Genomic DNA, 22,613 nt, shown 5'->3' on the forward strand with positions numbered 1-22,613 from the left:
GAACGCAAATCCGGTGGCTCAGTCAGCGTCGCGCACGATGCCGCTGGCCGACAGGTGCCGGTCGATCGCCGCGACCAACCGCTCCGCCGCCGCGGCGTCGCGCCCCTCCGCACGCGCGGTCAGCATGTCCTGCGTGTTCGACGCGCGCAGCAGCCACCAGCCGTCGGGCGTCGAGACGCGCACGCCGTCCAGCCGGTTGACCTCCGCCCCCGCCGCCTCCAGTCGCGCGGCGACCTCGTCCACCACGCCGGCCATGCGCGCGCGCGGCACCGCGAACCGCATTTCCGGCGTCGTCACCAGCACCGGCATCGCATCCTTCAACGCGGTCAGCGAGCCGCCCTTGCTGTGCACCGCGCTGATCAGGCGGATGGCGGCATATTGCGCGTCGTCGAACCCGTACCAGCCCGCCCCGAAGAAGATGTGACCCGACAGCTCGCCCGCGATCGGCGCGCCGAGTTCGTGCATCCGCGTCTTGATGATCGAATGGCCGGTCTTCGCCATCACCGGCCGGCCGCCGAGCTGTGCGATTCGGTCGAAGAGATACTGCGTGGACTTCACGTCGCCGATGACGGGCGCGCCCGGATGCTCGGCCAGAACCGATTCCGCCAGAATGGCGAGGATCTCGTCCCCCCAGATCGGCCGTCCACGCCCGTCCACCGCGCCGATCCGGTCGCCATCGCCGTCGAAAGCCAGTCCGAAATCGAGCCGCTTCTCCACGACGAGGCGGGCCAGCGGCGCCAGGTTCGCCTCCACTGTCGGATCGGGATGATGATGCGGGAAATGGCCGTCCACTTCGGTGAACAACAGGTGATGCTCACCCGGCAGCAGCTGGCACAGCTTCTCCACGATCGGACCGGCGGCGCCGCTGCCGGCATCCCAGCCGATGCGGAAGGCGCCGCCCTCATGCCCCTGCATCAATCGCGCGACATAGGCGTCGGCGATGTCGGCGTCGCTGACATCGCCCGCGCCCTGTTCCCAGTCGCCAGCCGCCGCCAGCCGCGCCAGATCCTGAATATCCTCGCCGAAAAAGGATCGGCCCTGCAGGGTCATCTTGAAGCCGTTATACTCGGCGGGATTGTGGCTTGCGGTTACCTGCACGCCGCCATCCACCCCTAGGGTCGCGGCGGCATAATAGAGCATCGGCGTCGGGCCGAGGCCGATCCGGATCACGTCGCACCCGCCCGCCGTCAGCCCTTCGACCAGCGCGGTCTCCATCGCGGGGGAGGTGAGCCGGCCGTCGCGCCCGACCGCGACACGGTGCCCGCCCGCACGTCGTACCCGCGTCGCGAACGCACGGCCCAGCGCGTGCGCATCGTCCGCGCGCAGCTGTTCGCCGGCGATCCCGCGCACGTCATATTCGCGCAGGATCGCGGGATCGATCCGATGACTCCTCAAACGCCAGCCTCCCCCTCTGTCACACGTATTCGGCGATACGCGAGCGCAACGAACGTCAGAGCACCGCAAAGGATGCGGCACCCCCTTGCACGTGGACGAGACAGGTGTACCATCCCGATAACACAGTCGGAGACAAGACCATGATCCGCCCCACCTATGCCGCCCTGACGATCGCGCTCGCCACCCTGTCCATCACCGCCTGTTCCGCGAAGAGTATCTCCGGCGGCAGCGACGTGCCCGCCACCGGATCGGGTGGAGAGCGTCGCTTCGCGGTGTCCGGCTTCGATGAGGTCGGCCTGTCCACCTCCGCCGATGTGGACATCCGTGTCGGACCCGACTTTTCAGTGGTGGCCACGGGCGCGCCGGCCGCGCTGGACAAGTTGCGCGTGCGCAAGAGCGGCAACACGGTGGACCTGGGTCAGGAGCGCGGCGTGTCCTGGTCGCGCGGCGACACGCTGCACATCACCATCACCATGCCCCGCATCAAGGGGGCGTCGATCGGCGGGTCCGGGTCGATCAGCGTGGATCGGGTCGCGGGCGACTCGTTCGACGGTAACATCGGCGGATCGGGTCGGCTGTCGCTGGCACAGGTGAACGTGACCACCGCCAGTTTCGCGGTCGGCGGGTCCGGCGCGATCGACGCGGCCGGTCATGCGCGCCGCACGGAGGTGTCGATCGGCGGGTCCGGCAAGGTCCGCAACAGCGGCCTCGTCGCCGAGGACGCCGACATCACCATCGCCGGGGCCGGTGATGTGCAGGTGAACGCAACCAGGGCGGCCTCCGTCAGCCTTGTGGGGTCCGGCGACGTCACGGTAACGGGCGGCGCCAAGTGCAAGGTGAGCAAGATGGGTTCGGGCAAGGTGCGCTGCGGCTAAGGCATCGTCTTCGGCCGCACGATCGGCCGGACGTTGCCGGGTTGCGCCGGTGCGGCGGCGGTGCGACGCTGCCCGCCATGCGTAGCGCCCTCCGATCCGCCGTCCTGCTCCTTCTCGCATGCGCCGGTACGGTCCACGCCGCCGAGCGCAGCGTCCACCCAGGCAGCTTCGATCGGCTGCGCTTGCGTGGCCCTTATGAGGTGACGGTGGCCAGCGGCTCACCCGGCGCGACGCTGACCGGCGAGCGCGATGCGATCGAGGGGGTGGAGGTTCGACTCGACGGCAACACGCTGGTGGTGCAGCCTGGCAACAGCGGCTGGGGCACTTCACGGCCGCAGCGGGATTCGGACCAGCCGGTGCGGATCGCGCTGACCACGCCCCGCCTGGCCATGCTGGCCGTAGTCGGCGCGGCCCGGGTGAAGGTCGCCGCGATGAAGGCGGACCGGGTGGATGTCGCGGTCACCGGCAGCGGCAGCGTGACGGTCGATGGGATCGCGACCGACATGGCCAACCTGTCGGCAATCGGCACGGGCACCCTGACGGTTGCCGGCCGCGCGGCCCGGGCCCGGCTGCTCGGCAACGGCGCGGCGACGATCGACGCCGCCGGGCTGGACACGGGCGAGATCTACATCCGCACCGACGGCACCGGCGACACGCGGGCACGCGCGCGGTACGGCGCGGATATCGGCAATTCCGGCGTCGGCCGGGTCGCGGTCGTCGGAACACCCAAATGCCGCGTCGTGCCACAGGGCGGGCCTGTCTCCTGCGGCCAGCCGCGCTGACGCAGCGGAACCGGCCCTAGATCAGCGCCAGTTCGGCCAGTCGCCCGACCAGCGCCGGCGGCATCACCTCCAGCCCGCCCGCGCCGCCGCCCAGATCGACCGGCGCGTCCGCCGCCTCCAGATAGCGCCAGCCCTGATGCGCGCGTTTCGGCCGGGCCTGCACCAGCACCAGCGCCGGGTCGAGGTGGATCGCGACCCGCCCGTCATCCGCCTCGCCAAAGCCGATGATCGGGCTGCGTGCGACAAGCTGATGCTTCAGGATCCAGAACAGGGAGCCCTCCCCCTCCGGCCCGGCGACCTCCGCATGCCGTTTGGGCAGGTAGCGCGTGGTGACGACCAGCGGCCCCGCCTCCGCCCGGTCGCGCAGGCGCTGGGCGAGGTGGTCGACGCTGGGACAGGCGAACGCGACTTTGGTCAGGTGGAGCGGCACCGCGCCGATGTGGCGCCCCCGCGTCCCCGTTCAAGCCTACCGCTCTACCGAACCTCAGCCGTGCAGACCGAGCGCGGCGGCAAGCCCCAGGAACGAGAAGAATCCCATCGTGTCGGTCAACGTGGTGACGAACACCGCCGACGACACTGCGGGATCGATGTTGAACCGGTCCAACGTCACCGGCACCAGCACGCCGCCCAGGCCGGCCGTGACGTTGTTGATGACCATCGCGCTCGCGATCACCAGCGACAGGTCGGCGCGGCCGAAGAACAGGAACGTGCCCACGCCGATCAACGCGCCCAGCATCACGCCATTCGCCAGCGCGATGCGCAATTCGCGAAAGATCATCCAGCGCGTGTTCGACGACGTCAGCTGGTTGGTCGCCAGCGCGCGTACCACCACCGCCAGCGTCTGCGTACCCGCGTTGCCGCCCATGCCCGACACGATCGGCATCAGCACGGCGAGCAACGCGAAGCTGGCGATCGTCCCCTGGAACAGCCCCACGACCGACGACGCGACCATCGCCGTGCCCAGATTGACGATCAGCCAGAAGATGCGGGTGCGTACGGTCAGCCGGATCGGCTCGTTGATGTCGCCCTCGCCCGCGCCGGACAGGCGCAGCACGTCCTCGCCCGCCTCCTGCTGGATGATATGCACGATGTCGTCGACCGTGATCATGCCGACCAGCCGCCCGGACTCGGCCACCACGGCGGCGGAGATCAGCGCGTATTTCTGGAAGCGGAGCGCGACCTCCTCCTGGTCCATGTCGACCGGGATCAGCGTCTGTTCGCGCTGCATCACGTCGGCGATCGCGATCTCCCGCGGGGTACGCAGGATCCACGACAGCGCGCAGGTGCCGACCGGATGATGCCGGCCGTCGACCACGAAGATTTCCCAGAAATCGGTGGTCAGCTCGTCATGCCCGCGCAGGTAATCGAGCGCGTCGCCCACCGTCCAATGTTCCGGCACCGCGATCAGCTCGCGCTGCATCAGGCGGCCGGCGGATTCCTCCGGATAGGACAGCGCCTCCTCGATGGCGGCGCGGTCGTCCGGCTCCATCGCGCGCAGGACCTCGCGCTGGTCCTCCGGCTCCAGATCCTCGATGATCGCGACCGCGTCGTCGGTGTCGAGTTCGGACGCGATGTCCGCGACCTCGTGCGGCTCGAGCGCGTCGATCAGGTCCTCGCGGACGTAATCGTTCATCTCGGCGAACACGTCGGCGTCGAGCAGGTCGGCCACCGCATGGGCCAGCGCGGGGCGATCCTCCTCCGGCGTCAGCTCGAACAGGTCGGCCAGGTCGGCGGGGTGGAGCGGCGACACGAGCAGCCGCGCCTCTTCCGCGTCGCCCGCATCGACGGCATCCAGGACGGCCCGCACGAATTCCGGGCGCAGGCGGTCATCCTCGTCCAGTTCGGTTTCCGCTTCTGTCGAGGGAGCCTCGGGAAGTTCGGTCTCGGTCATTGCCGCCTCCCTGTCGTGCCGCGTCGCGGCGCGGACTAGCCCGAGCGGGCGCGAATTGCCAGCAGCGCCGAATTGCCAGCACAGATGCGCCTCCCTATCTGCCGCGCATCACCCGCAGGAGTTAATCATGGCCGAAACATTCCAGACGCTGACGATGACGCTGGACAATGGTGACGTCACCATCCGCTTGCGCCCGGACCTGGCGCCCGAACACGTCGCCCGTATTGCCGAACTGGCGAACGAGGGGTTCTACGACGGCGTGCCCTTTCACCGCGTCATCCCCGGCTTCATGGCGCAGGGCGGCGACGGCGGTCGCGGCGACGGCACGGGCGGGTCGAGCAAGCCCAATCTGAAGCAGGAATTCAACGCGGAACCGCATGTGCGCGGCACCTGCTCCATGGCGCGGACCAACGATCCGAACTCGGCCAACAGCCAGTTCTTCATCTGCTTCGACGATGCCCGCTTTCTCGACCGGCAGTACACCGTCTGGGGTCAGGTGGAGAGCGGCATGGAGCTGATCGACGCGCTGCCCAAGGGTGAGCCGCCGCGTGAGCCCGGCAAGATCAAGACCATGCGCGCAAGCTGATGTGCAAGGGGCCGGCCGCGGTCGGCCCCGAAGCAAGTCCGGCGCCCGCGGGCGCACCGCGCGCGAGCACCTGCTCAACCCTCTCCCAGAACCCGCACCACCCAGTCGTGGAACAGCCGCACCGGCCGCGTCTGCAATGCGCGCGGGCGACACACGAACCAGTGGCTGTACGGGCTCTCGACCTCGATCTGCGGGAACAGCCGTACCAGGCGCGGATCGTTGGCATGTTCCAGATGACTGGCGTGCATGAAGGCGACGCCCAGACCCTGTGCCGCCGCCTCCAGCATCAGGCCGCCGGCATCGAAATAATCCACTGCCATCGGCTTCACCGCATCGACGCCCGCCGCCTGGCTCCACGCCGCGATGGTGTCAGGCATGTCGCGGTGGAGCAACGCCGTCAGCCCCGCCAGTTGACGCGGGTTGGTGATCGGATTGGGCCCGTCCAGCAGCGACCGCGCGCCGATGACGTACACGGTGTTGGTGTCCAGGCGGCGCGCGTACAGCGTCGGATCCACCTCCCGCGCCAGCGCGATCACCGCGTCCAGCCCGTCGCCCAGGCGCGACACGCCGTGCCCCGCGGTGTCGATATCCAAGTGAAGCTGTGGATGCGTCTGACGCAATTCACCGACATGCGGGAACAGGCGCTGCGACGCATAGAGCGGCAGCACGCCGAGCCGCAGCCGCAACACCTCCGTACCGCTGGTCAACGATTCGACCGCATCGGACAGGCTGTCCAGCGCGGGCGCGATCTGGGCCAGCAACTGCTCGCCGTCGTCGTTCAGCACCATCGCCTGATGGCGGCGCGCGAACAGCGGCTTGTCGATGAAGCGCTCCAGCGACTGCACCCGTCGGCTGAGCGCGGGCGCGGACAGCGCCAGTTCCTCGGCCGCCGCCTTGATCGAGCCGAGCCGCGCGACCTGAACAAACGCCTCGATCGCGCCAAGCGGCGGTAGCCGACGCATGATGATCCCTTTTCCGCTACTCAGTTTATCATTGCACGAAATGCAATCGCGTCAACTCTTTTCGCACTTGCAACATACCGGCTGTTAGCGCATCCAGTGCAGGCCTTTCAGGCATCCTCTCCTAAAAACTTTCACGGGCTGGCCTATTTGGGCCGGCCCTTTTTTTGTGCCTCGGCCTCCCGTGCCGCGTTGTCGCCGCTGGAACCGACGCGGTGCCTCACGCGCTAGGCGGCATTCGCCTCAGCGTTCGATCGCGCGACAAGGAAGACATAAATGGCCGACACCGAGGCGCCCGCACGCCGAATCCAGGTTGCGAACAGCCGGCCGGAGGATTCCGGACGCGGCCTGGCGCACCTGCCGCGCAGCCTGATGGCCGCGCTGGGTCTGGGCGAGGGCGACGTGGTGGAAATCGTCGGCAAGCGCTCGACGCCGGCGCGCGCGGTCTATCCCTATGCGGAGGACGAGGGCCTGGACGTGCTGCGCCTCGACGGCCTGCAGCGCGCGAACGCGGGCGTCGGCTCGGGTGATTTCGTCGAAGTGCGCGCGGTCGAATCGAAGCCGGCGACGCGCGTGGTCTTCGCGCCCGCGCAGCAGAACCTGCGGCTGCAAGGTTCCACCGCCGCGTTGAAGCGCACCTTCTACAACCGGCCGCTGGTCGCCGGCGACGTGGTCGCGACGGCCGGACATCAGCGCGTCGGGGAGATGCCGCCCTCGGTGCAGCGTTACATGAACGCGCCGGCCTATGCGTTGCAGGAAATCCGCCTGGCGGTGGTGTCGGCCGCGCCGAAGGGCGTCGTCCATATCGACGAGAATACCGAGATCGAGCTGCGCGCCGAATATGAGGAGCCGGATACGACCCGCCGCGCGGACGTCACCTATGACGATATCGGCGGTATGGCGGCGACCATCGACCAGTTGCGCGAAATGGTGGAGCTGCCGCTGCGCTATCCGGAGTTGTTCCAACGGCTGGGCGTCGATCCGCCCAAGGGCGTGCTGCTCTACGGCCCGCCGGGTACCGGCAAGACGCGCCTGGCGCGCGCGGTGGCGAACGAGTCGGACGCGCAATTCTTCCTGATAAACGGGCCGGAGATCATGGGCTCCGCCTATGGCGAATCGGAAGGGCGGCTGCGCGAGGTGTTCGAGGAGGCGGCGAAGAACGCGCCATCGATCGTCTTCATCGATGAGATCGACTCGATCGCGCCCAAGCGCGGCAACGTGCAGGGCGAGGCGGAGAAGCGCGTGGTCGCGCAGCTGCTGACGCTGATGGACGGGCTTGAGGCGCGGGCGAATCTGGTCGTCATCGCCGCCACCAACCGGCCCGAGGCGATCGACGAGGCGCTGCGTCGCCCCGGCCGTTTCGACCGCGAGATCGTGGTCGGCGTGCCCGACGAGCGTGGCCGGCGCGAGATCCTGGCGATCCATACGCGCGGCATGCCGCTGGCCGACGGCGTCGACCTGGCCGAACTGGCGCGCACGACCTACGGCTTTGTCGGCGCGGACCTGGCGGCATTGACGCGCGAGGCGGCGATCGAGGCGGTCCGTCGCATCATGCCGCGCCTGAACCTGGAGGAGCGCACCGTGCCGGCGGAGGTGCTGGACACGCTGTCGGTGACGCGCGACGATTTCGTGGAGGCGTTGAAGCGGGTGCAGCCCAGCGCGATGCGGGAAGTGATGGTGGAGGCGCCGCGCGTCCGCTGGGAGGATGTCGGCGGCCTGGACAAGGCGCAGGAACGGCTGCGCGAGGGCGTCGAGCTGCCGCTGAAGAACCCCGACGCATTCCGGCGGCTGGGCATCCGCCCGGCCAAGGGCTTCCTGCTCTACGGCCCGCCGGGCACGGGCAAGACGCTGCTCGCCAAAGCGGTGGCGCGCGAGGCGGAGGCGAATTTCATCGCCACCAAATCATCCGACCTGCTGTCCAAATGGTATGGTGAATCGGAACAACAGATCAGCCGCCTGTTCGCCCGTGCTCGTCAGGTCGCCCCCACCGTGATCTTCATCGATGAACTCGACAGCCTGGTGCCGGCACGCGGCGGCGGCATGGGCGAACCGCACGTCACCGAACGCGTCGTCAACACCATCCTGGCCGAGATGGACGGGCTGGAGGAACTGCAATCGGTGGTGGTGATCGGCGCGACCAACCGGCCCAATCTGGTCGATCCGGCACTGTTGCGCCCCGGCCGGTTCGATGAGTTGATCTATGTCGGCGTGCCCGACAAGGCGGGGCGGCGCCGCATCCTGAACATCCAGACGGGCAAGATGCCGCTGGCGGAGGATGTCGACCTCGACATCGTCGCCGATCGCACCGACCGCTTCACCGGCGCCGATCTGGGCGACGTGGTACGCCGGGCCGGGCTGGTCGCGCTGCGCCGCGCGCCCGATGCCGGCACCGTGTCGATGGCCGATTTTGAGGAGGCACTGACCGAATCGCGCGCCAGCGTCACGTCGGAGATGGAAAAGGATTACGAGCAGATCGCCGCACGGTTGAAGCAGGACGCCGCCGCGTTGCAGCCGATCGGCTTCATCGCACCGGGCCAGCTGACGCCGCGCGGTCCGAAGGGCGCGGATTGACCCCGGCGGGAAGGGTCGACGTGCTACCCTTCCCGCTCAGTGCCTCTCCGTTCAGTCCCGTTCCCAGGAATAGGTGCGCGTCACCGTGGCGACCGTGACGCTGTAGGCATCGTACCAGCCCTCGCGTCCCGCCGCCCGCGTGGCGGCGTGCTCCGCCTGATCGCGCCACGCACGTGCTGCGGCGTCGTCAGCCCAGTAGCTGACCGTGATGCCGAACCCGTGGACGTCGCGTGCGGACTCCACGCCGCGGTATCCGGGCTGGGTTGCGGCCAGGGCATCCATCCGCGCAGCCGCGGCGGCATAGCCGGCCTCATCCAGCCCGTTGCGCCGCGATACGAAGATCACGGCCGTCTGCCCGGTGCGATCGGCGGGTTGATGATCGTCCATGTCGCATCGCGGTTGCGCCGGTCGCCGTTCCCATGCAACCCCATGGCTTGAAACATGTTCGCCAAACGTGCGACGGGGGCTTTTCCCCGCGACGCGACGAGAACCACAGGACCGCGATGCCCCCTTCCTCGACCACCGCTGCCCGCCGCCGTGCCAGCGCCCGCCCGGCGGGTGTCGCGTCCCCGTGGCAGATGTTCTTCCAGGGTTTCCTCAAGCATCCGGTGATGGTAGGCTCGATCATCCCGTCGTCGGACAAGCTGATCCGCAAGATGCTGGCACCCGTGGACTGGTCCGCGTGCAAGCTGTTCGTGGAATACGGCCCGGGCGTCGGCACATTCTGCCGCCCGATCCTGGAGCGGATGGCACCCGACGCGACGCTGATCGCGATCGACACCAACGCGGACTTCATCCGCTATCTGCGCCACACCATCACCGACAGCCGATTTTCGGCGGTGCATGGATCGGCCGCCGATGTGGGCCAGATCATCGCCGATCACGGGCATGACTCGGCCGACTACATCCTGTCCGGCCTGCCCTTTTCCACGCTGCCGCCCGGTGTCGGCCCGGCGATCGCGGAGGCCACGCACGACGCGCTGCGGCCCAGCGGTGCCTTTCTGGTCTATCAGTTCAGCCCGAAGGTGAAGGATTTCCTGCTGCCGCACTGGTCGAACATCGACCATGACATGGAATGGTGGAACGTGCCGCCGGCGCAGCTCTACTGGGCCTGGAAGGACTGAGGACGCGGTCTGCCGGTTCAGCCGACCCCGAAGTTCAATCCCCGCGACACCTGCGGGTCGACCACCGCGATCAACAGATAGGCGACGAACTGACGCAGCCGCTGGACGGGCCCGGTTGCCGCACGATACGCCTCGCGCGTGACCTCCCGCGATCGGGCGATCTCGCCATCGATGTACCGGCCGACATGCGCCGCAAAGGCGGGGTCTTCGATCCGCAGCATCAGCTCCAGGTTGATGAACAGGCTGCGCATGTCGAAATTGGCGGATCCGACATGCACCGCATCGTCGACCCGGTACAATTTGGTGTGCAGCTTGGTTGGCTGATATTCGTAGATCCGCACCTTCTTGCGCAGCAGTCCGGCATAGGTGAAGCGCGCCGCCGCGATGGTGGCGTCATTGTCCGACTGTGACGCCGTGACGACGCGCACCGACTGGCCCGGCCGCCGACCGGCATGGTCCAGGCGGCGCAGCATGGTCGGGCTGGGCGTGAAATAGCCCGCGATGATGTCCACCCGCCGCCCCCGCCGGATGTCATGCCGCACCGCACGCGCCCAAGGGGACAGGCGGCGGGTTGGCCCCCCGATCAGCCAGCGGAGCGGCCCCGTGTTTTCGCTGAACCGCGACAGCGCGCGGTTGAGGTGGCGCATCTTCGCCTTGGGCGTCTTCACCCATTCGTGCAGGGCATCGAAATAGGGCGCCATCCGCGCTGCCGCCGGCCCTTCCACCAACAGGCCCAGGTCCCGCCACGCGTGTTCGGCCGGCGTGCCGAAATAATCGTCCTCGATGTTGAACCCGCCGACGATGATCCGGCCCCCGCCACCTTCGCCATCGGCGAGCGCCAGCTTCTGATGGTTGCGCAACAGGTATCGGCGGCCCCAGCGCGGGCTGAACCGACAGATCGAGACGCCCGCCGCCTCCACCGGCGCGAAGAAGTCCTCCTCCGCCTTGTCGCTGCCGAAGCCATCGACGATCAACGACACCTGCACCCCGCGTCGCGCCGCCGCGATCAACCCGGCATTGACCCGCCGGCCCGCCTCGTCGTCGGCATAGATGTAGTACAGGATGCGCAGGCTGGTCCGCGCGCCGTCGATCAAGGCGAGCAACGCATCCAGCCGGGCCGGCCCCGTGTCGAGCAGGGTCAGCCGATTGCCATCGACCCTGAAGGTCGGTTGCTGTGCGGGCTGCTCCATCCGGCGGGTCATGGCCCCCGCGTCCGCACGACGCAAGTCGGCCCCGGCTCCACGGGGGCGGGGGGCACTTAACCCGCCTTTCCTTGACTCGGTGGCTCCATGCCGGTAACGGCCCGACTTTCTCCGCATCGCCAGTACAAGGAGTGCGTCCATGGCGCGCGTGACCGTCGAGGATTGCGTCGACAAGATTTCCAACCGTTTCGACCTGGTGCTGTTCGCGGCGCAGCGGGCGCGCCAGATTTCGGGCGGCGCCGACCTGACTCTCGACCGCGACCGGGATAAGAACCCGGTCGTTGCCCTGCGTGAGATCGCCGAGGAAACGGTCCGCCCCGACCATCTCGAAGAGTCGGTCGTCAACGGCCTGCAAAAGGTTCAGATGGACGACGATGATGAGGTCGATGCCGTCGGCAACCTGCAGGCGTCGGCCGAGGCGCTGCGCCTCACCGCCGCTGCCCCGCCGCGCAACCAGAACCTGGGCGGCGACTACGACGGCTGAGCCGTTCGCAGAGCGAGATCAGAAGGGGCCGGGGCAGCGATGCCGCGGCCCTTTTGTTTTGCGCTCAAGGAATGGGGGTTCAGCGCTCGGGGCGGGCGCGTCACTCAGGCCCAGCTCGTGCTGACGGCAACATCATCGGCGGCTCAGCCCGACACGTAGGGCCTGCATGACACAGGCCGCAGCCGCCAGCTCAGACGCCGTCGTCGTGCAGCGCCCGCGCCAACAGGTCACGAATGGCGCGAAGCCGCACGCCCAGTGCCTGTTCCTGGGCAACCGGCGGCACGTCCGCGCCCTCACCGGACAGCAACTGCTGCACACCGCGTACGGTATAGCCCTGTCGATTGAGCAGCTGATCGATACGCCGCACCAGTGCGACATCCTCGGCGCGATAATAACGCCGGCCGCCCGCGCGGGTCAGCGGCCTGAGGGTCGGGAAGCGCGTTTCCCAGTAACGCAGGATATGCTGCGGCAGCCCGGTGTCGCGCGAAACCTCGCCAATCGTCCGAAACGCCCCCTCCGACTTCGCGGCGGAGGGCGGCGATGCTGGGCCGGAAGGCGCCGGCATGGCGTCGCTCAGCCGGCGTCCACGATGCGGTCGCGCATCATCTGGCTGGCGCGGAAGGTCAGCACGCGGCGCGGCGCGATCGGCACCTCGACGCCGGTCTTGGGATTGCGGCCGACCCGCTCGCCCTTGTCGCGCAGCACGAAGGTGCCGAACCCGGAAATCTTGACGTTTTCGCCGCGAGCCAGGGACTCGCACATTTCCTGAAGGATCTGTTCGACCAGCTTGGCCGAATCGGCGCGGCTCAGGCCGATCTCCCGATGCAGCGCCTCGGCAAGGTCGGCGCGAGTCAGCGTCCCGGCGTCAATCATTCCTGGTTCCCTTTCCCTGCGGGGCAAACACGTACAGCAGCACTGACCCTATCGGAAGAGGCTATTGCAATGCCGTAACGACCGGGCCGTCCCGGTTCAGAACCGCATCACCGCCGCGCCCCAGGTGAAACCGCCGCCCATCGCCTCCAGGACGACGATCTGCCCCTGCTGGATGCGTCCGTCGCGCACCGCCACGTCGAGCGCCAGCGGGACGGAGGCGGCAGAGGTGTTGGCGTGGCGATCCACGGTCACAACCACCTTTTCGGGTTGCAGGCCCAGCTTGCGCGCGGTGGCATCGAGGATGCGCGCATTCGCCTGATGCGGTACGACCCAGTCGACCTGCGCCGCCTCCAGCCCGGCGATGCCGAGCGATTCCTCCATCACGGCCGCCAAGTTGGTGACGGCGTGGCGGAACACCTCGCGCCCCTTCATCCTCAGCTTGCCGACCGTGCCGGTGCTCGACGGGCCGCCATCGACGTACAACAGGTCGTTGTAGCGGCCATCGGCATGCAGACGGGTCGCCAGGATGCCGCGGCCGGTGGCATCGTCGCTTTCCTGACCCTGCAGGACGATCGCGCCCGCGCCATCGCCGAACAGGACGCAGGTGGCGCGGTCCTCCCAATCCAGGATTCGGCTGAACGTCTCGGCGCCGATCACCAGCGCGCGGCGATGAACCCCCGTGCGCAGCATCGAGTCGGCAACCTGCACCGCGTAAAGGAATCCCGAACATACCGCCGCGACGTCGAACGCGACGCAATCGGCGATGCCCAGCATCGCCTGCACGCTGGTGGCGGTGGCGGGAAAGGTCTGGTCCGGTGTCGCGGTGGCGAGCACGATCAGGTCGATCGCGCCCGGCTCCACCCCTGCCGCGTCCAGCGCGCCGCGCGCCGCGTCGGCCGCCAGCGAGGCGGTCGTCTCACCCTCGCCCGCGATGTGGCGGAAGCGGATGCCCGTGCGCTCGACGATCCATTCGTCGGAGGTATCGACCTGCGCGGCCAGTTCCGCGTTCGACACGCGCCGCGCCGGCAGCGCCGATCCCGTGCCGAGGATCACCGAACGGATCATGCCGTTTGTCCGATCGCGGACAGGTCCTGCTTGATGCGATCGGTCAGGCCCGCGCGGACCATCTTGGCCGCGTTGCCGATCGCGGTCGCGACGCCCAGTTCGGTCGCGCCGCCATGACTTTTCACCACGATGCCGCCCAGCCCCAGAAAGACCGCGCCATTGTGCACATTGGGGTCGAGGTGATGGCGCAACAGATCGGTCGCCGGGCGGGAGATCAGGAATCCGATCTTCGACCGCACCGAACTGGCAAAGGCGCGCTTCAGCAAATCCCCGACGAAGCGCGCCGTGCCCTCGGCGGTCTTCAGCGCGATGTTGCCGGAAAAGCCGTCGCACACGATCACGTCGACATCGCCGCGCGACAGGCGGTCGCCCTCGACAAAGCCGGTGAAGTTCATCGGCAGCCCGCTGGCATCGCGCAGGATCGCGGCGGCCTCGCGGATTTCGCCGGTGCCCTTCTGATCCTCCGATCCGATGTTAAGCAGGGCGACCCGCGGCTCGGCCAGGTCCATCGTGGCGCGGGCGTACACGGCGCCCATCACGGCGAACTGCACCAGGTTGCGCGCATCCACCTCGGTATTCGCACCGAGGTCCAGCATCACCACGTCATTGTCGCCCAGCGTCGGCAGCGGCGCGGCCAGCGCGGGCCGATCGATGCCCGGCAAGGTGCGCAGTGCCAGCTTCGCCATCGCCATCAGCGCGCCGGTATTGCCGGACGACACCGCCGCGGCGGCACGCCCCTGCTTCACCAAGTTGATGGCGACGCCCATCGACGTGGTCTTGGCACGGCGGATCGCCTGACTCGGTTTCTCGTCTGACGCGACCAGATCGGGCGCGTGGACGATTTCCGAATTGGCGGTCAGGCCCGGATGCTGGCGCAATCCATCGCGAATCGCCGCTTCGTCCCCGACCAGCAGGAACCGCATCCCGTCATAACGGCGGCGCGCCTGCGCGACGCCGGCCAGCATGACCGTCAGCCCCTTGTCGCCGCCCATCGCATCGACGGCGATCCAGGGGGTATCGGTCATGGCTTAGCTGTGATCCGGGTAAAAGGGAGTGTTCAGCCCTCGGCCGAGACGATCTCACGGCCGTTATAATGGCCGCACGCGGTGCACAGATTGTGCGGGCGCTTCAGCTCGCCACAGTTCGGGCACTCCTGGAAGCTGGCAACCGTGAGCGAGTCATGGCCACGGCGCATGCCGCGCTTGGAGGGCGAAGTTTTTCTCTTGGGGACGGCCATCTCGGCACCTTAGCCTTGCAATATCAACAGGTAGGACGAACCCGGCCGTCACCGGCGTGGCCGAAACCGGCCGCGCTGGCACATGGCGGCCGGACGCATCGCGAAGCGTGGCGCTATAGCGAGATTCGACCGCGTTGCAAGGGGAAGGCGTCGGTGCCACCCTGGACCGGGCCGCCGCCACCCTTTTTGCGGCGCGCCGCCGACCGGAGAACCACCTTTATGCCGTTGATGCCCATCCCCGCCAGCCTGGTTCTGGCCGGTGGCTTAGCCCTGATCAACCTGTGGCTCAGCGCCCGTGCCGCGCAGGTCCGCCGCACGACCGGCATCTATGTCGGCGATGGCGGCAACGATCAGCTCATCCGCCGCATGCGCGCGCAGGCGAACCTTGCGGAGAATGCGCCCATCCTGTTCGCGCTGGTACTGGTGCTGGAACTTGCCCGCGGCACCGGGCCGGTGTTGTGGGTCGCCGCCGGGCTGATCCTGCTGGCCCGAATCGCGCATCCGATCGGCATGGACGGGTGGAAGCCTGGCCGGATGGCGGGCGCGCTGCTGACGCTGGTGCTGCAACTCGCGCTCGCCTTGTGGGCCTTGTCGCTGCCGCTGGTCGGGGGCGATGCGGGACCCGCTCCGCACGGCATCGACCTGCCGGAGCCAAGGGGTTGAGGCGCGCACTGACGGCGCTGGCCCTCCTGGCCTGCGCGACGCCCGTCGCGGCACAGGCAGCCGGTCCGCGCATCGATGCGGGGCGCATGTCCGCCGACGTCCGCGTACTGGCCTCCGACGCGTTCGGCGGTCGCGCGCCCGGGACGCCGGGCGAGGCCCGCACGGTGGACTGGCTGGTCGGCCAGTTCAAAGCCATGGGGTTGAAGCCCGGTGGCCCGGACGGCGCGTGGACGCAGAAGGTTCCGCTGATCCGGACCCAGCTAGGCAAGGGGACGGTCAGCGCCGGCGGCACCGCGCTGGTGCAGGACCGCGACATCTATGTCAGCACGGTGCAACCCGTGGACCGCGCCCGCATCGTCGACGCGCCGATGGTGTTCGTCGGACACGGCGTGCACGCCCCGGAACGCGGGTGGGACGATTTCAAGGGCGTCGACCTGACCGGAAAGGTCGCGGTGTTCCTGGTCAACGATCCCGACTTCGCCGCCGAGCCGGGGGAGGATGCGGCCGGACGATTCGCGGGCAGCCGCATGACCTATTACGGTCGCTGGACTTACAAGTTCGAGGAGGCCGCGCGCCGCGGGGCGGTGGCGGCGCTGATCGTCCACGACACGCCGGGTGCCGGCTATGGCTGGTCGACCGTGACCGCGCCGGGCGGCGAGAATTACGACGTCGTTCGCGGTGCCGACGATCAGCGCGTGCTGTTGCAGGGTTGGATACAGGGCGACGCCGCGACGCGGCTGTTCGCACGGGCCGGCCTGGACCTGCCGACGCTGCGGCGCGCGGCCCGTCGTCGCGACTTCCGCCCGGTGACGCTGAAAGGGCCGGGGTTTTCCGCCGACCTGCCGGTGACCCACAGCGCCATGGAAAGCCGCAACGTGCTCGCCCTGTTGCCCGGCACGACCCATGCCGATGAGGTGGTGACTTACGGCGCGCATTGGGACGCCTATGGCAGCGGCGCGCCGGACGCCCAGGGTCGCACGATCCGCCCCGGCGCCAACGACGACGCACTCGGCGTGGCGGCGGTTCTGGAGGTGGCGCGCGGTTTCGCGCGCGGACCACGCCCGCAGCGGAGCGTGCTGTTCGCGCTGTGGACCGGCGAGGAGCGCGGCCTGTTGGGGTCGGAAACCTATGCCGCGCACCCCGTCTTTCCCGCCGCGCGGACGGTGGCGAACCTGACGTTCGACATCCTCCAGACCGCCGGGCGATCGCGCGACGTCCTGCTGGTCGGGGCCGACGCGAAGGGGGGCCAGAACGATCTGGAGGACCGGCTGGCCGCAGCGGCGAAGGCGCAGGGGCGCGTGGTGACGCCGGAGGCTTTGCCGGAGCGCGGCCTGTTCTACCGGGCCGATCACTTCAGCCTGGCGCGGCGCGGAGTTCCCACGCTGCTGCTGATGGCGATCAGCGGTGCGCCCGACCTGACGGTCGGCGGGCGTGCGGCGGGGCAGGCATGGCTGGACGGCTATATGCGCTGCTACCACCAGACCTGCGACGCGTGGGACCCGCATTGGGATCTGTCCGGCGCGGCGGAGGACACCGCGTTGTTCGCTCGGATCGGACGCGACCTGGCGAACAGCCGTGATTGGCCGCAATGGAACGCCGGGTCGGAGTTCCGCGCGATCCGTACGCAATCGGACGCGGAGCGGCGCTGACGACCCTGCCCCCTTGGCGACGGCTGCCGACGCCGCTAAGGGGCGCTCCAGCATCAAGAGTCGGGCCGACGTCCGACACCAACCTGCTCCCGGGCAAGGTGGTGGCTCCTCAACGGGGGGATGTGGCCGGACCGGCAAACTCGGGACCAGACGCCGCAACGTACGTCGATCCAGCCTTGGCGCAGCAACAGCGCAAGGGAGTCGACGTGTCCAGCCATCCCCAACAATTCGCCAGCGACAATTATGCCGGCATCTGTCCGGAGGCACTGGCCGCGATGACGCTGGCCAATGACGGATCGGCGGTGGCCTATGGCGACGACGAGTGGACGACACGCGCATCCGATGCCTTTCGCCGGCTGTTCGAGGCGGAGTGCGAGGTGTTCTTCGTGTTCAACGGCACCGCCGCCAACTCGCTGGCGCTCGCCTCGCTGTGCCAGTCGTTCCACAGCGTGATCTGCTCGTCCGCGGCGCATGTCGAAACCGACGAATGCGGCGCGCCGGAATTCTTCTCCAACGGGTCCAAGCTGCTGGTCGCCCCGTCGGAGGGTGGGAAGCTGACCCCCGACGCGATCCGCACGCTGGCGAACAGCCGGTCCGACATCCACTTCCCCAAACCGCGCGTGGTGACCATCACCCAGCCGACCGAGACCGGACAGGTCTATTCGCGCGACGAGGTGCTGGCGATCTCCGCCGTCTGCCGCGAACTGGGCCTGAAGCTGCACATGGACGGTGCCCGCTTCGCGCAGGCCTGCGCCACGCTTGGTTGCACACCGGCGGACATCACCTGGCGCGCGGGCGTCGATGTGCTGTGCTTCGGCGGGACCAAGAACGGGATGGCGGTCGGCGAATCGATTATCTTCTTCGATCGCGCGCTGGCGTTGGACTTCGACTATCGGTGCAAGCAGGCGGGGCAGCTGGCGTCGAAGATGCGGTTTCTGTCGGCGCCGTGGGTCGGCCTGCTCGACAGCGGCGCGTGGCTGAACAATGCCCGCCACGCCAACGCGTGTGCGACGCGGTTGGCGGACGCGCTGGAGGACCTGCCCGGCATCAGCCTGATGTTCCCGGTGCAGGCGAACGCGGTGTTCCTGCACGCACGCCCACCGATCCTGGACGGCCTGCGCACGAAAGGCTGGCGTTTCTACACCTTCATCGGCGGCGGAGCGCGGTTCATGTTCGCCTGGGACGCAGACCCGGCGCGCGTCGACTCATTGGCGTCGGACATCCGCGCGCTGGCGCTTGAAGAGCATCAGGAGCGCGTCGCGGCCTGATCCCCGCCGGGCCGCGCCGGGTGGCCGCCGCAGCACGCAAAGCGGTTCAGGGCGCGCGAACGATCCCCGCGCGCTCTCCGGCGGCCAGTTGCGCGCGCAGGTTCGCCAACGCGGTCGGATCAGGCGCGGGCCGCTCCACCGCCGGCTTGCCCCGGCGCAACCTCTCCCGATCCCGTTCGGGCGGATCGACGCGGCGGACGCGCACCGCCGCCACGCCCTTCGCGCGGATGCCCAACTGCTCCGCAGCGCCGCGCGACAGGTCCAGGATGCGGCCGCGCGCGAAGGGTCCGCGATCGTTGACGCGGACCAGGATCGTGCGGCCGGTGTCCAGTGCGGTCACCTCGACATAGCTGGGCAGCGGCAGGGTGGTGTGCGCCGCCGTGACCCAATCGGGCCGGAACCGCTCCCCCAACGCAACCCGGTTGCCGCTCTCGCTGCCATACCAACCGGCATAGCCCAGCACGTCGAAACCGGGATCCGCCGCCGGGACATAGGTGACGCCGCGCACCGTGTAAGGGCGGCCGATCTGAACCGGCAGGTCGCTGACCGGGCGAAACGCGCGACCGCCACAGGCCGACAGCGACAGTGCCGCCAGCACCACCGCGACCAGTCGGCCGCTACGCCGCAAGCGCGCGGTCGCTGACGAACATGTTGTGCTGGCGTTCATGGGCAAAGGTGCTGGGCTTGCCATGGCCGGGTACGAAGGCGGTTTCCGAACCCAGCGGCCACAGCTTCGTGACGATCGACTCGATCAGCTGCTGGTGATTGCCGCCGGGCAGGTCGCTGCGCCCCACCGATCCCTGGAACAGCACGTCGCCGACAAGCGCGAAGCGGGACGGTTCGTGGTGAAAGATCACGTGCCCCTGCGTGTGGCCCGGCGTTTCGTAGACGTCGAGTTCCAGATCACCGACCGTCACCCGGTCGCGCTCGACCAGCCAGCGGTCGGGCTCGAACGGTGTACCCTCGACCCCCCATTGCCGCCCGTCATCGTCCAGCCGTGCCAGCCAGAACCGGTCCGCCTCCGCCGGCCCCTCGATCGGAACGCCCAGCGCCTGCGCCAGCGGCTTGGCGGCGCCGGCGTGATCGATATGACCATGGGTCAGCAGGATCTTCTCCACCGTCACGCCGGCCTCGGCGATGGCGGCGTGGATGCGCGGCAGGTCGCCGCCCGGATCGACCACCGCCGCGCGCATCGTCGCGGTGCACCAGATCAGCGTGCAATTCTGTTGCAGCGGCGTGACGGGCACGATGGCCACGCGCAGCGGCGCGTCGGTCATGCCGCGACCGCCGCCCCGCGGGGCACCTGCTGGCTGATGCAGTGGAAGCTGCCGCCGCCGGTCAGGATGTGATCGGCGCGCAGGCCGACCACCTCCCGGTCCGGGAAGATGGATCGGAACGCCGCCACCGCATGGTCATCGTCGGGCGCGCCGTAGATCGGCACCACGACCGCAGCGTTGCCGATGTAGAAGTTCATGTAACTGGCCGGCACGATCTCCCCCTCGTGCAGGATGCGGCCGGGGGACGGCACGGTAACCACCTCCAGCCCCTGCCCGCGCAGATGTTCGGCCGCATCCTGATAGATGCGCCAGTTCGGGTCGTTCTCCGCCCCCTCCGGTACCGCGACCCGCCCCGGCCCGACGAAGCGGGCGAGGTTGTCGACATGGCCGTCGGTGTGGTCGTTCATCAGCCCCTTTTCCAGCCACACCACGCGCGTCATGCCCAGGTCGTGCGCCAGCCGCGCCTCGATGTCGCCGCGCGACAGGATCGCGTTGCGGTTCGGGTTGAGCAGGCATTGCTCGGTGGTCAGCACGACGCCGGTGCCGTCGCCGTCGATCGCGCCGCCTTCCAGCACCCAGGCACAGCGGGTGACCCGTACCCGGCGATCCTCGGCCAGCCCCTCGCCCACCGTGCCGTCGCCGGGCAGATCGTACTTGCCGCCCCAGCCGTTGAACTCGAACACGCGCGCATCGCCGTCACCGGTCAGGATCGGGCCGGTATCGCGCAGCCAGATGTCGCCGAACGGCTCCACCACCACGGTCGCGAAGGGGGCCAGCTCGCGCGCCGCGTCCGCCGCCTCGTCATCCGCGCAGACCAGCAGCACCGTCTCGCCACGCCCATCCGCGTGAACGGCACGGGCAAAGGCCGCGACCTCTTCCCGCGCGGGGTGGAGGTCGTCCTGCCACAGCTCCGGATGGCTGGGAAAGCCGATCCACACCGCATCGTGCGGCGCCCACTCGGCGGGCGGCGGGGTGGTCGGCGCGTCGTCGTCGAACATGCTCATTTCACACCTGCGCGCGAACGATCGCGAATGCCGCGGAATTCGGCCGTCGGATACCAGTTCGGCCACAGCGTCGGCGTATCGGCCAGCTTGCGCCCCAGCCCGTAATAGACCTGCAGGTCCTGTATCGCGCCCGACCAGTCCCATTTGGGATCATATTCGTCCTGCGGCTTGTGATAGCGGTGCGCGACATAATCCTCGGATGCCGCCTGACCGGCCGCCTTGCCGCCCTTTTCCAGGTCCTCGCCCGATCCGCCGTCCAGCATCGGCACGCCCAGCTTGGCGAACGAGAAATGGTCCGACCGGTAATAGCCGCCGCGTTCCGGATTGGGTTCCGGGCTGATCGTGCGCCCCTGTGCGGTGACGAACTGGCGCGCCATATCCTCGATCTCCGACTTGCCCGCGCCGGTCAGCACGAAGTCGCGGGTACGCCCGTTGACGTTCAGCACGTCCATGTTCACGCCGCCGACCGTGCGCGCCAGCGGATAGACGGGATGCTCGGCATAGTAACGCGAGCCGAGCAGGCCGGATTCTTCGGCCGTCACGGCCAGGAACGCGATCGAGCGCTTCGCCGCCCCCGCCTTGGCCTGCGCCTCCGCCAGCGCGACCAGCCCGGCGATGCCGGACGCGTTGTCCAGCGCGCCGTTGCAGATGTCGTCGCCGTTCACCGCGTCGCATCGGCCCAGATGGTCCCAATGCGCCGAATACAGCACGTAATCGTCGGGATTGCTGGTGCCGGGGAGCACGCCAATCACGTTCTTGGACGCGCTTTTGCGAACGGCGTTGGTGAAGCCGGTGGAGAACTTGACGCCCAGCGGCACCGCGCGGAACCCCTTCACCTTGGCAGCGGCGGACAGCGCGTCCAGGTCCTTGCCGGCGCTGGCGAACAGCTCCTTCGCCTTGTTCAGCTGCATCCAGCCGATCACCTGGCTCTGGTCCATATGGTTGCCCGGCTCATCCAGCTCATATTGCGGGCCGGTCCAGGAGGACTGCACCACCGCCCAGGGGTAAGCGGCCGGTTCCGTGTCATGGACGATGATCGCGGCGGCGGCACCATGCTTGGCCGCATTCTCGAACTTGTAGGGCCAGCGGCCGTACCAGGTCATCGCGCGACCCTCGAACGGACCGTCGCGCGTCATCGTCTGCCAGTCGGGATCGTTGACCAGGATCACCACCGTCTTGCCGCGCACGTCGACGCCGGCATAATCGTCCCAGCCCTTTTCGGGCGCGGTGATGCCATAGCCGACGAACACCACGTCGCTGTTCGCGACCTGCACGCGCGGGGTGACGCGGTACGTGGCGGCGACCATCTCCGTCCGGTACGCCATGCTGACCGGCGTCTTTCCGCCGGTGAATCGGAACGGCGCGACATTCCCCGCCGCGATCTCCACCATCGGCACGTCCTGCGTCCACGATCCCTTGTTGCCTGGCTTCAACCCGGCCGCCTGGAACCGCTTCACGATGTACGAAACCGTCTTTTCCTCACCCGCCGTGGTCGGTGCGCGCCCTTCATAGGCGTCGGACGACAGCTCCTGCGTCACGGAGCGCAGCGTATCGACGGAGATCGCGGGCGTGGCGGTCGCAACCGGCCCCTGCGCCCCGGCGGGCGGTGCTAGAACCAGGATGGCGGCCGCGATCGGCAGGATGGGCGGGCGGGGCATGGTCATCGGCTCCGGGAAAGGGTCGCCCGGTGTCTGACAAAGTGCACCGA

Annotated in this window: 24 protein-coding genes and 1 riboswitch; of the genes, 9 read left to right on the top strand and 15 right to left on the bottom strand. The window is 68.7% G+C overall.

Going from position 1 to position 22,613, the window contains the following annotated elements; translation table 11 throughout:
• Positions 1 to 18: 18 nt before the first annotated feature.
• Positions 19 to 1,395: a phosphoglucomutase/phosphomannomutase PgmG gene (pgmG, locus tag BMX37_RS14515; RefSeq protein ID WP_093666494.1), complete on the bottom strand. Its 1,377-nt coding sequence runs from the start codon at positions 1,393 to 1,395 to the stop codon at positions 19 to 21.
• Positions 1,396 to 1,535: 140 nt separating this feature from the next.
• On the opposite strand from pgmG, the gene BMX37_RS14520 reads away from it, so the two are divergent.
• Entirely contained in the window at positions 1,536 to 2,270 is a 735-nt protein-coding gene (locus BMX37_RS14520) for a head GIN domain-containing protein (RefSeq protein ID WP_093666495.1), read from the top strand.
• A gap of 77 nt (positions 2,271 to 2,347) precedes the next feature.
• Positions 2,348 to 3,052: a GIN domain-containing protein gene (locus tag BMX37_RS14525; protein ID WP_139198097.1), complete on the top strand. Its 705-nt coding sequence runs from the start codon at positions 2,348 to 2,350 to the stop codon at positions 3,050 to 3,052.
• Positions 3,053 to 3,068: 16 nt separating this feature from the next.
• On the opposite strand, the gene BMX37_RS14530 is transcribed toward BMX37_RS14525, so the two are convergent.
• Complete coding sequence (locus BMX37_RS14530) at positions 3,069 to 3,482, bottom strand: DUF1489 family protein (protein ID WP_093666497.1); 414 nt, start codon at positions 3,480 to 3,482, stop codon at positions 3,069 to 3,071.
• 54 nt (positions 3,483 to 3,536) lie between these two features.
• Positions 3,537 to 4,943: a magnesium transporter gene (gene mgtE / locus BMX37_RS14535; protein WP_093666498.1), complete on the bottom strand. Its 1,407-nt coding sequence runs from the start codon at positions 4,941 to 4,943 to the stop codon at positions 3,537 to 3,539.
• Between the two features lie 127 nt (positions 4,944 to 5,070).
• On the opposite strand from mgtE, the gene BMX37_RS14540 reads away from it, so the two are divergent.
• A complete protein-coding gene (locus BMX37_RS14540; RefSeq protein WP_093666499.1) occupies positions 5,071 to 5,529 on the top strand; it encodes a peptidylprolyl isomerase in 459 nt (152 codons plus the stop codon).
• Positions 5,530 to 5,603: 74 nt separating this feature from the next.
• Here BMX37_RS14540 and BMX37_RS14545 read toward each other — a convergent pair whose 3' ends face one another.
• The gene (locus tag BMX37_RS14545; protein ID WP_093666500.1) at positions 5,604 to 6,491 is read right to left on the bottom strand and encodes a LysR substrate-binding domain-containing protein; all 888 of its coding nucleotides are present in this window, start codon (positions 6,489 to 6,491) and stop codon (positions 5,604 to 5,606) included.
• A 273-nt stretch (positions 6,492 to 6,764) separates the two neighbouring features.
• On the opposite strand from BMX37_RS14545, the gene BMX37_RS14550 reads away from it, so the two are divergent.
• Complete coding sequence (locus BMX37_RS14550) at positions 6,765 to 9,059, top strand: CDC48 family AAA ATPase (protein WP_093666501.1); 2,295 nt, start codon at positions 6,765 to 6,767, stop codon at positions 9,057 to 9,059.
• 51 nt (positions 9,060 to 9,110) lie between these two features.
• On the opposite strand, the gene BMX37_RS14555 is transcribed toward BMX37_RS14550, so the two are convergent.
• A complete protein-coding gene (locus BMX37_RS14555; protein ID WP_093666502.1) occupies positions 9,111 to 9,446 on the bottom strand; it encodes an antibiotic biosynthesis monooxygenase in 336 nt (111 codons plus the stop codon).
• A gap of 116 nt (positions 9,447 to 9,562) precedes the next feature.
• Between BMX37_RS14555 and BMX37_RS14560 the strand changes: the two genes are divergently transcribed.
• Positions 9,563 to 10,183, top strand: a complete 621-nt coding sequence (locus BMX37_RS14560; RefSeq protein ID WP_093666503.1) for a class I SAM-dependent methyltransferase — start codon at positions 9,563 to 9,565, stop codon at positions 10,181 to 10,183.
• A gap of 17 nt (positions 10,184 to 10,200) precedes the next feature.
• Here the strand turns inward: BMX37_RS14560 and BMX37_RS14565 are convergent, their stop codons facing one another.
• Positions 10,201 to 11,373 (bottom strand): phospholipase D-like domain-containing protein, encoded by a 1,173-nt coding sequence (locus tag BMX37_RS14565; RefSeq protein WP_093666504.1) that lies wholly within the window; start codon positions 11,371 to 11,373, stop codon positions 10,201 to 10,203.
• Between the two features lie 151 nt (positions 11,374 to 11,524).
• Here BMX37_RS14565 and rpoZ point away from each other — a divergent pair, with 151 nt between their 5' ends.
• Positions 11,525 to 11,869 (top strand): DNA-directed RNA polymerase subunit omega, encoded by a 345-nt coding sequence (gene rpoZ, locus BMX37_RS14570; protein WP_093666505.1) that lies wholly within the window; start codon positions 11,525 to 11,527, stop codon positions 11,867 to 11,869.
• Positions 11,870 to 12,059: 190 nt separating this feature from the next.
• Here the strand turns inward: rpoZ and BMX37_RS14575 are convergent, their stop codons facing one another.
• The 5 genes from BMX37_RS14575 to rpmF all read right to left on the bottom strand — a co-directional run bounded on the left by BMX37_RS14575 (position 12,060) and on the right by rpmF (position 15,044).
• Complete coding sequence (locus BMX37_RS14575; RefSeq protein WP_093666506.1) at positions 12,060 to 12,434, bottom strand: MerR family transcriptional regulator; 375 nt, start codon at positions 12,432 to 12,434, stop codon at positions 12,060 to 12,062.
• Between the two features lie 8 nt (positions 12,435 to 12,442).
• Entirely contained in the window at positions 12,443 to 12,742 is a 300-nt protein-coding gene (locus BMX37_RS14580; RefSeq protein WP_093666507.1) for an integration host factor subunit alpha, read from the bottom strand.
• Between the two features lie 96 nt (positions 12,743 to 12,838).
• A complete protein-coding gene (locus BMX37_RS14585) occupies positions 12,839 to 13,807 on the bottom strand; it encodes a beta-ketoacyl-ACP synthase III (RefSeq protein WP_093666508.1) in 969 nt (322 codons plus the stop codon).
• The gene (gene plsX, locus BMX37_RS14590) at positions 13,804 to 14,832 is read right to left on the bottom strand and encodes a phosphate acyltransferase PlsX (protein WP_093666509.1); all 1,029 of its coding nucleotides are present in this window, start codon (positions 14,830 to 14,832) and stop codon (positions 13,804 to 13,806) included. The genes BMX37_RS14585 and plsX overlap by 4 nt, the downstream gene beginning before the upstream one ends.
• Positions 14,833 to 14,864: 32 nt before the next feature.
• Positions 14,865 to 15,044, bottom strand: a complete 180-nt coding sequence (gene rpmF, locus BMX37_RS14595) for a 50S ribosomal protein L32 (RefSeq protein ID WP_093666510.1) — start codon at positions 15,042 to 15,044, stop codon at positions 14,865 to 14,867.
• A gap of 219 nt (positions 15,045 to 15,263) precedes the next feature.
• Here rpmF and BMX37_RS18885 point away from each other — a divergent pair, with 219 nt between their 5' ends.
• The 3 genes from BMX37_RS18885 to BMX37_RS14610 all read left to right on the top strand — a co-directional run bounded on the left by BMX37_RS18885 (position 15,264) and on the right by BMX37_RS14610 (position 18,624).
• The gene (locus tag BMX37_RS18885) at positions 15,264 to 15,707 is read left to right on the top strand and encodes an MAPEG family protein (protein ID WP_170841989.1); all 444 of its coding nucleotides are present in this window, start codon (positions 15,264 to 15,266) and stop codon (positions 15,705 to 15,707) included.
• Positions 15,704 to 17,356, top strand: a complete 1,653-nt coding sequence (locus BMX37_RS14605; RefSeq protein ID WP_425288466.1) for a M28 family metallopeptidase — start codon at positions 15,704 to 15,706, stop codon at positions 17,354 to 17,356. The genes BMX37_RS18885 and BMX37_RS14605 overlap by 4 nt, the downstream gene beginning before the upstream one ends.
• A gap of 45 nt (positions 17,357 to 17,401) precedes the next feature.
• Positions 17,402 to 17,508: riboswitch (SAM-I-IV-variant riboswitch) on the top strand.
• Between the two features lie 54 nt (positions 17,509 to 17,562).
• On the top strand, positions 17,563 to 18,624 hold the full coding sequence (locus tag BMX37_RS14610) for a threonine aldolase family protein (protein WP_093666601.1): 1,062 nt from the start codon (positions 17,563 to 17,565) through the stop codon (positions 18,622 to 18,624).
• Between the two features lie 46 nt (positions 18,625 to 18,670).
• Here the strand turns inward: BMX37_RS14610 and BMX37_RS14615 are convergent, their stop codons facing one another.
• Genes BMX37_RS14615 through BMX37_RS14630 form a run of 4 tightly spaced genes read right to left on the bottom strand, consistent with a single transcriptional unit; the run spans position 18,671 to position 22,563 of the window.
• Positions 18,671 to 19,252 (bottom strand): septal ring lytic transglycosylase RlpA family protein, encoded by a 582-nt coding sequence (locus BMX37_RS14615; protein WP_244501616.1) that lies wholly within the window; start codon positions 19,250 to 19,252, stop codon positions 18,671 to 18,673.
• Positions 19,242 to 19,901 carry an MBL fold metallo-hydrolase gene (locus tag BMX37_RS14620; protein WP_093666513.1) on the bottom strand — a complete coding sequence of 220 codons (660 nt, stop codon included), beginning with the start codon at positions 19,899 to 19,901 and terminating at the stop codon, positions 19,242 to 19,244. The genes BMX37_RS14615 and BMX37_RS14620 overlap by 11 nt, the downstream gene beginning before the upstream one ends.
• On the bottom strand, positions 19,898 to 20,899 hold the full coding sequence (locus BMX37_RS14625) for an agmatine deiminase family protein (protein ID WP_093666602.1): 1,002 nt from the start codon (positions 20,897 to 20,899) through the stop codon (positions 19,898 to 19,900). Before BMX37_RS14625 ends, BMX37_RS14620 begins: the two co-directional genes overlap by 4 nt.
• A 2-nt stretch (positions 20,900 to 20,901) precedes the next feature.
• The gene (locus BMX37_RS14630; protein ID WP_093666603.1) at positions 20,902 to 22,563 is read right to left on the bottom strand and encodes a M28 family peptidase; all 1,662 of its coding nucleotides are present in this window, start codon (positions 22,561 to 22,563) and stop codon (positions 20,902 to 20,904) included.
• Positions 22,564 to 22,613 lie beyond the last annotated feature (50 nt).

This window comes from Sphingomonas gellani (genome assembly GCF_900110035.1).
Taxonomy (GTDB): domain Bacteria; phylum Pseudomonadota; class Alphaproteobacteria; order Sphingomonadales; family Sphingomonadaceae; genus Sphingomonas; species Sphingomonas gellani.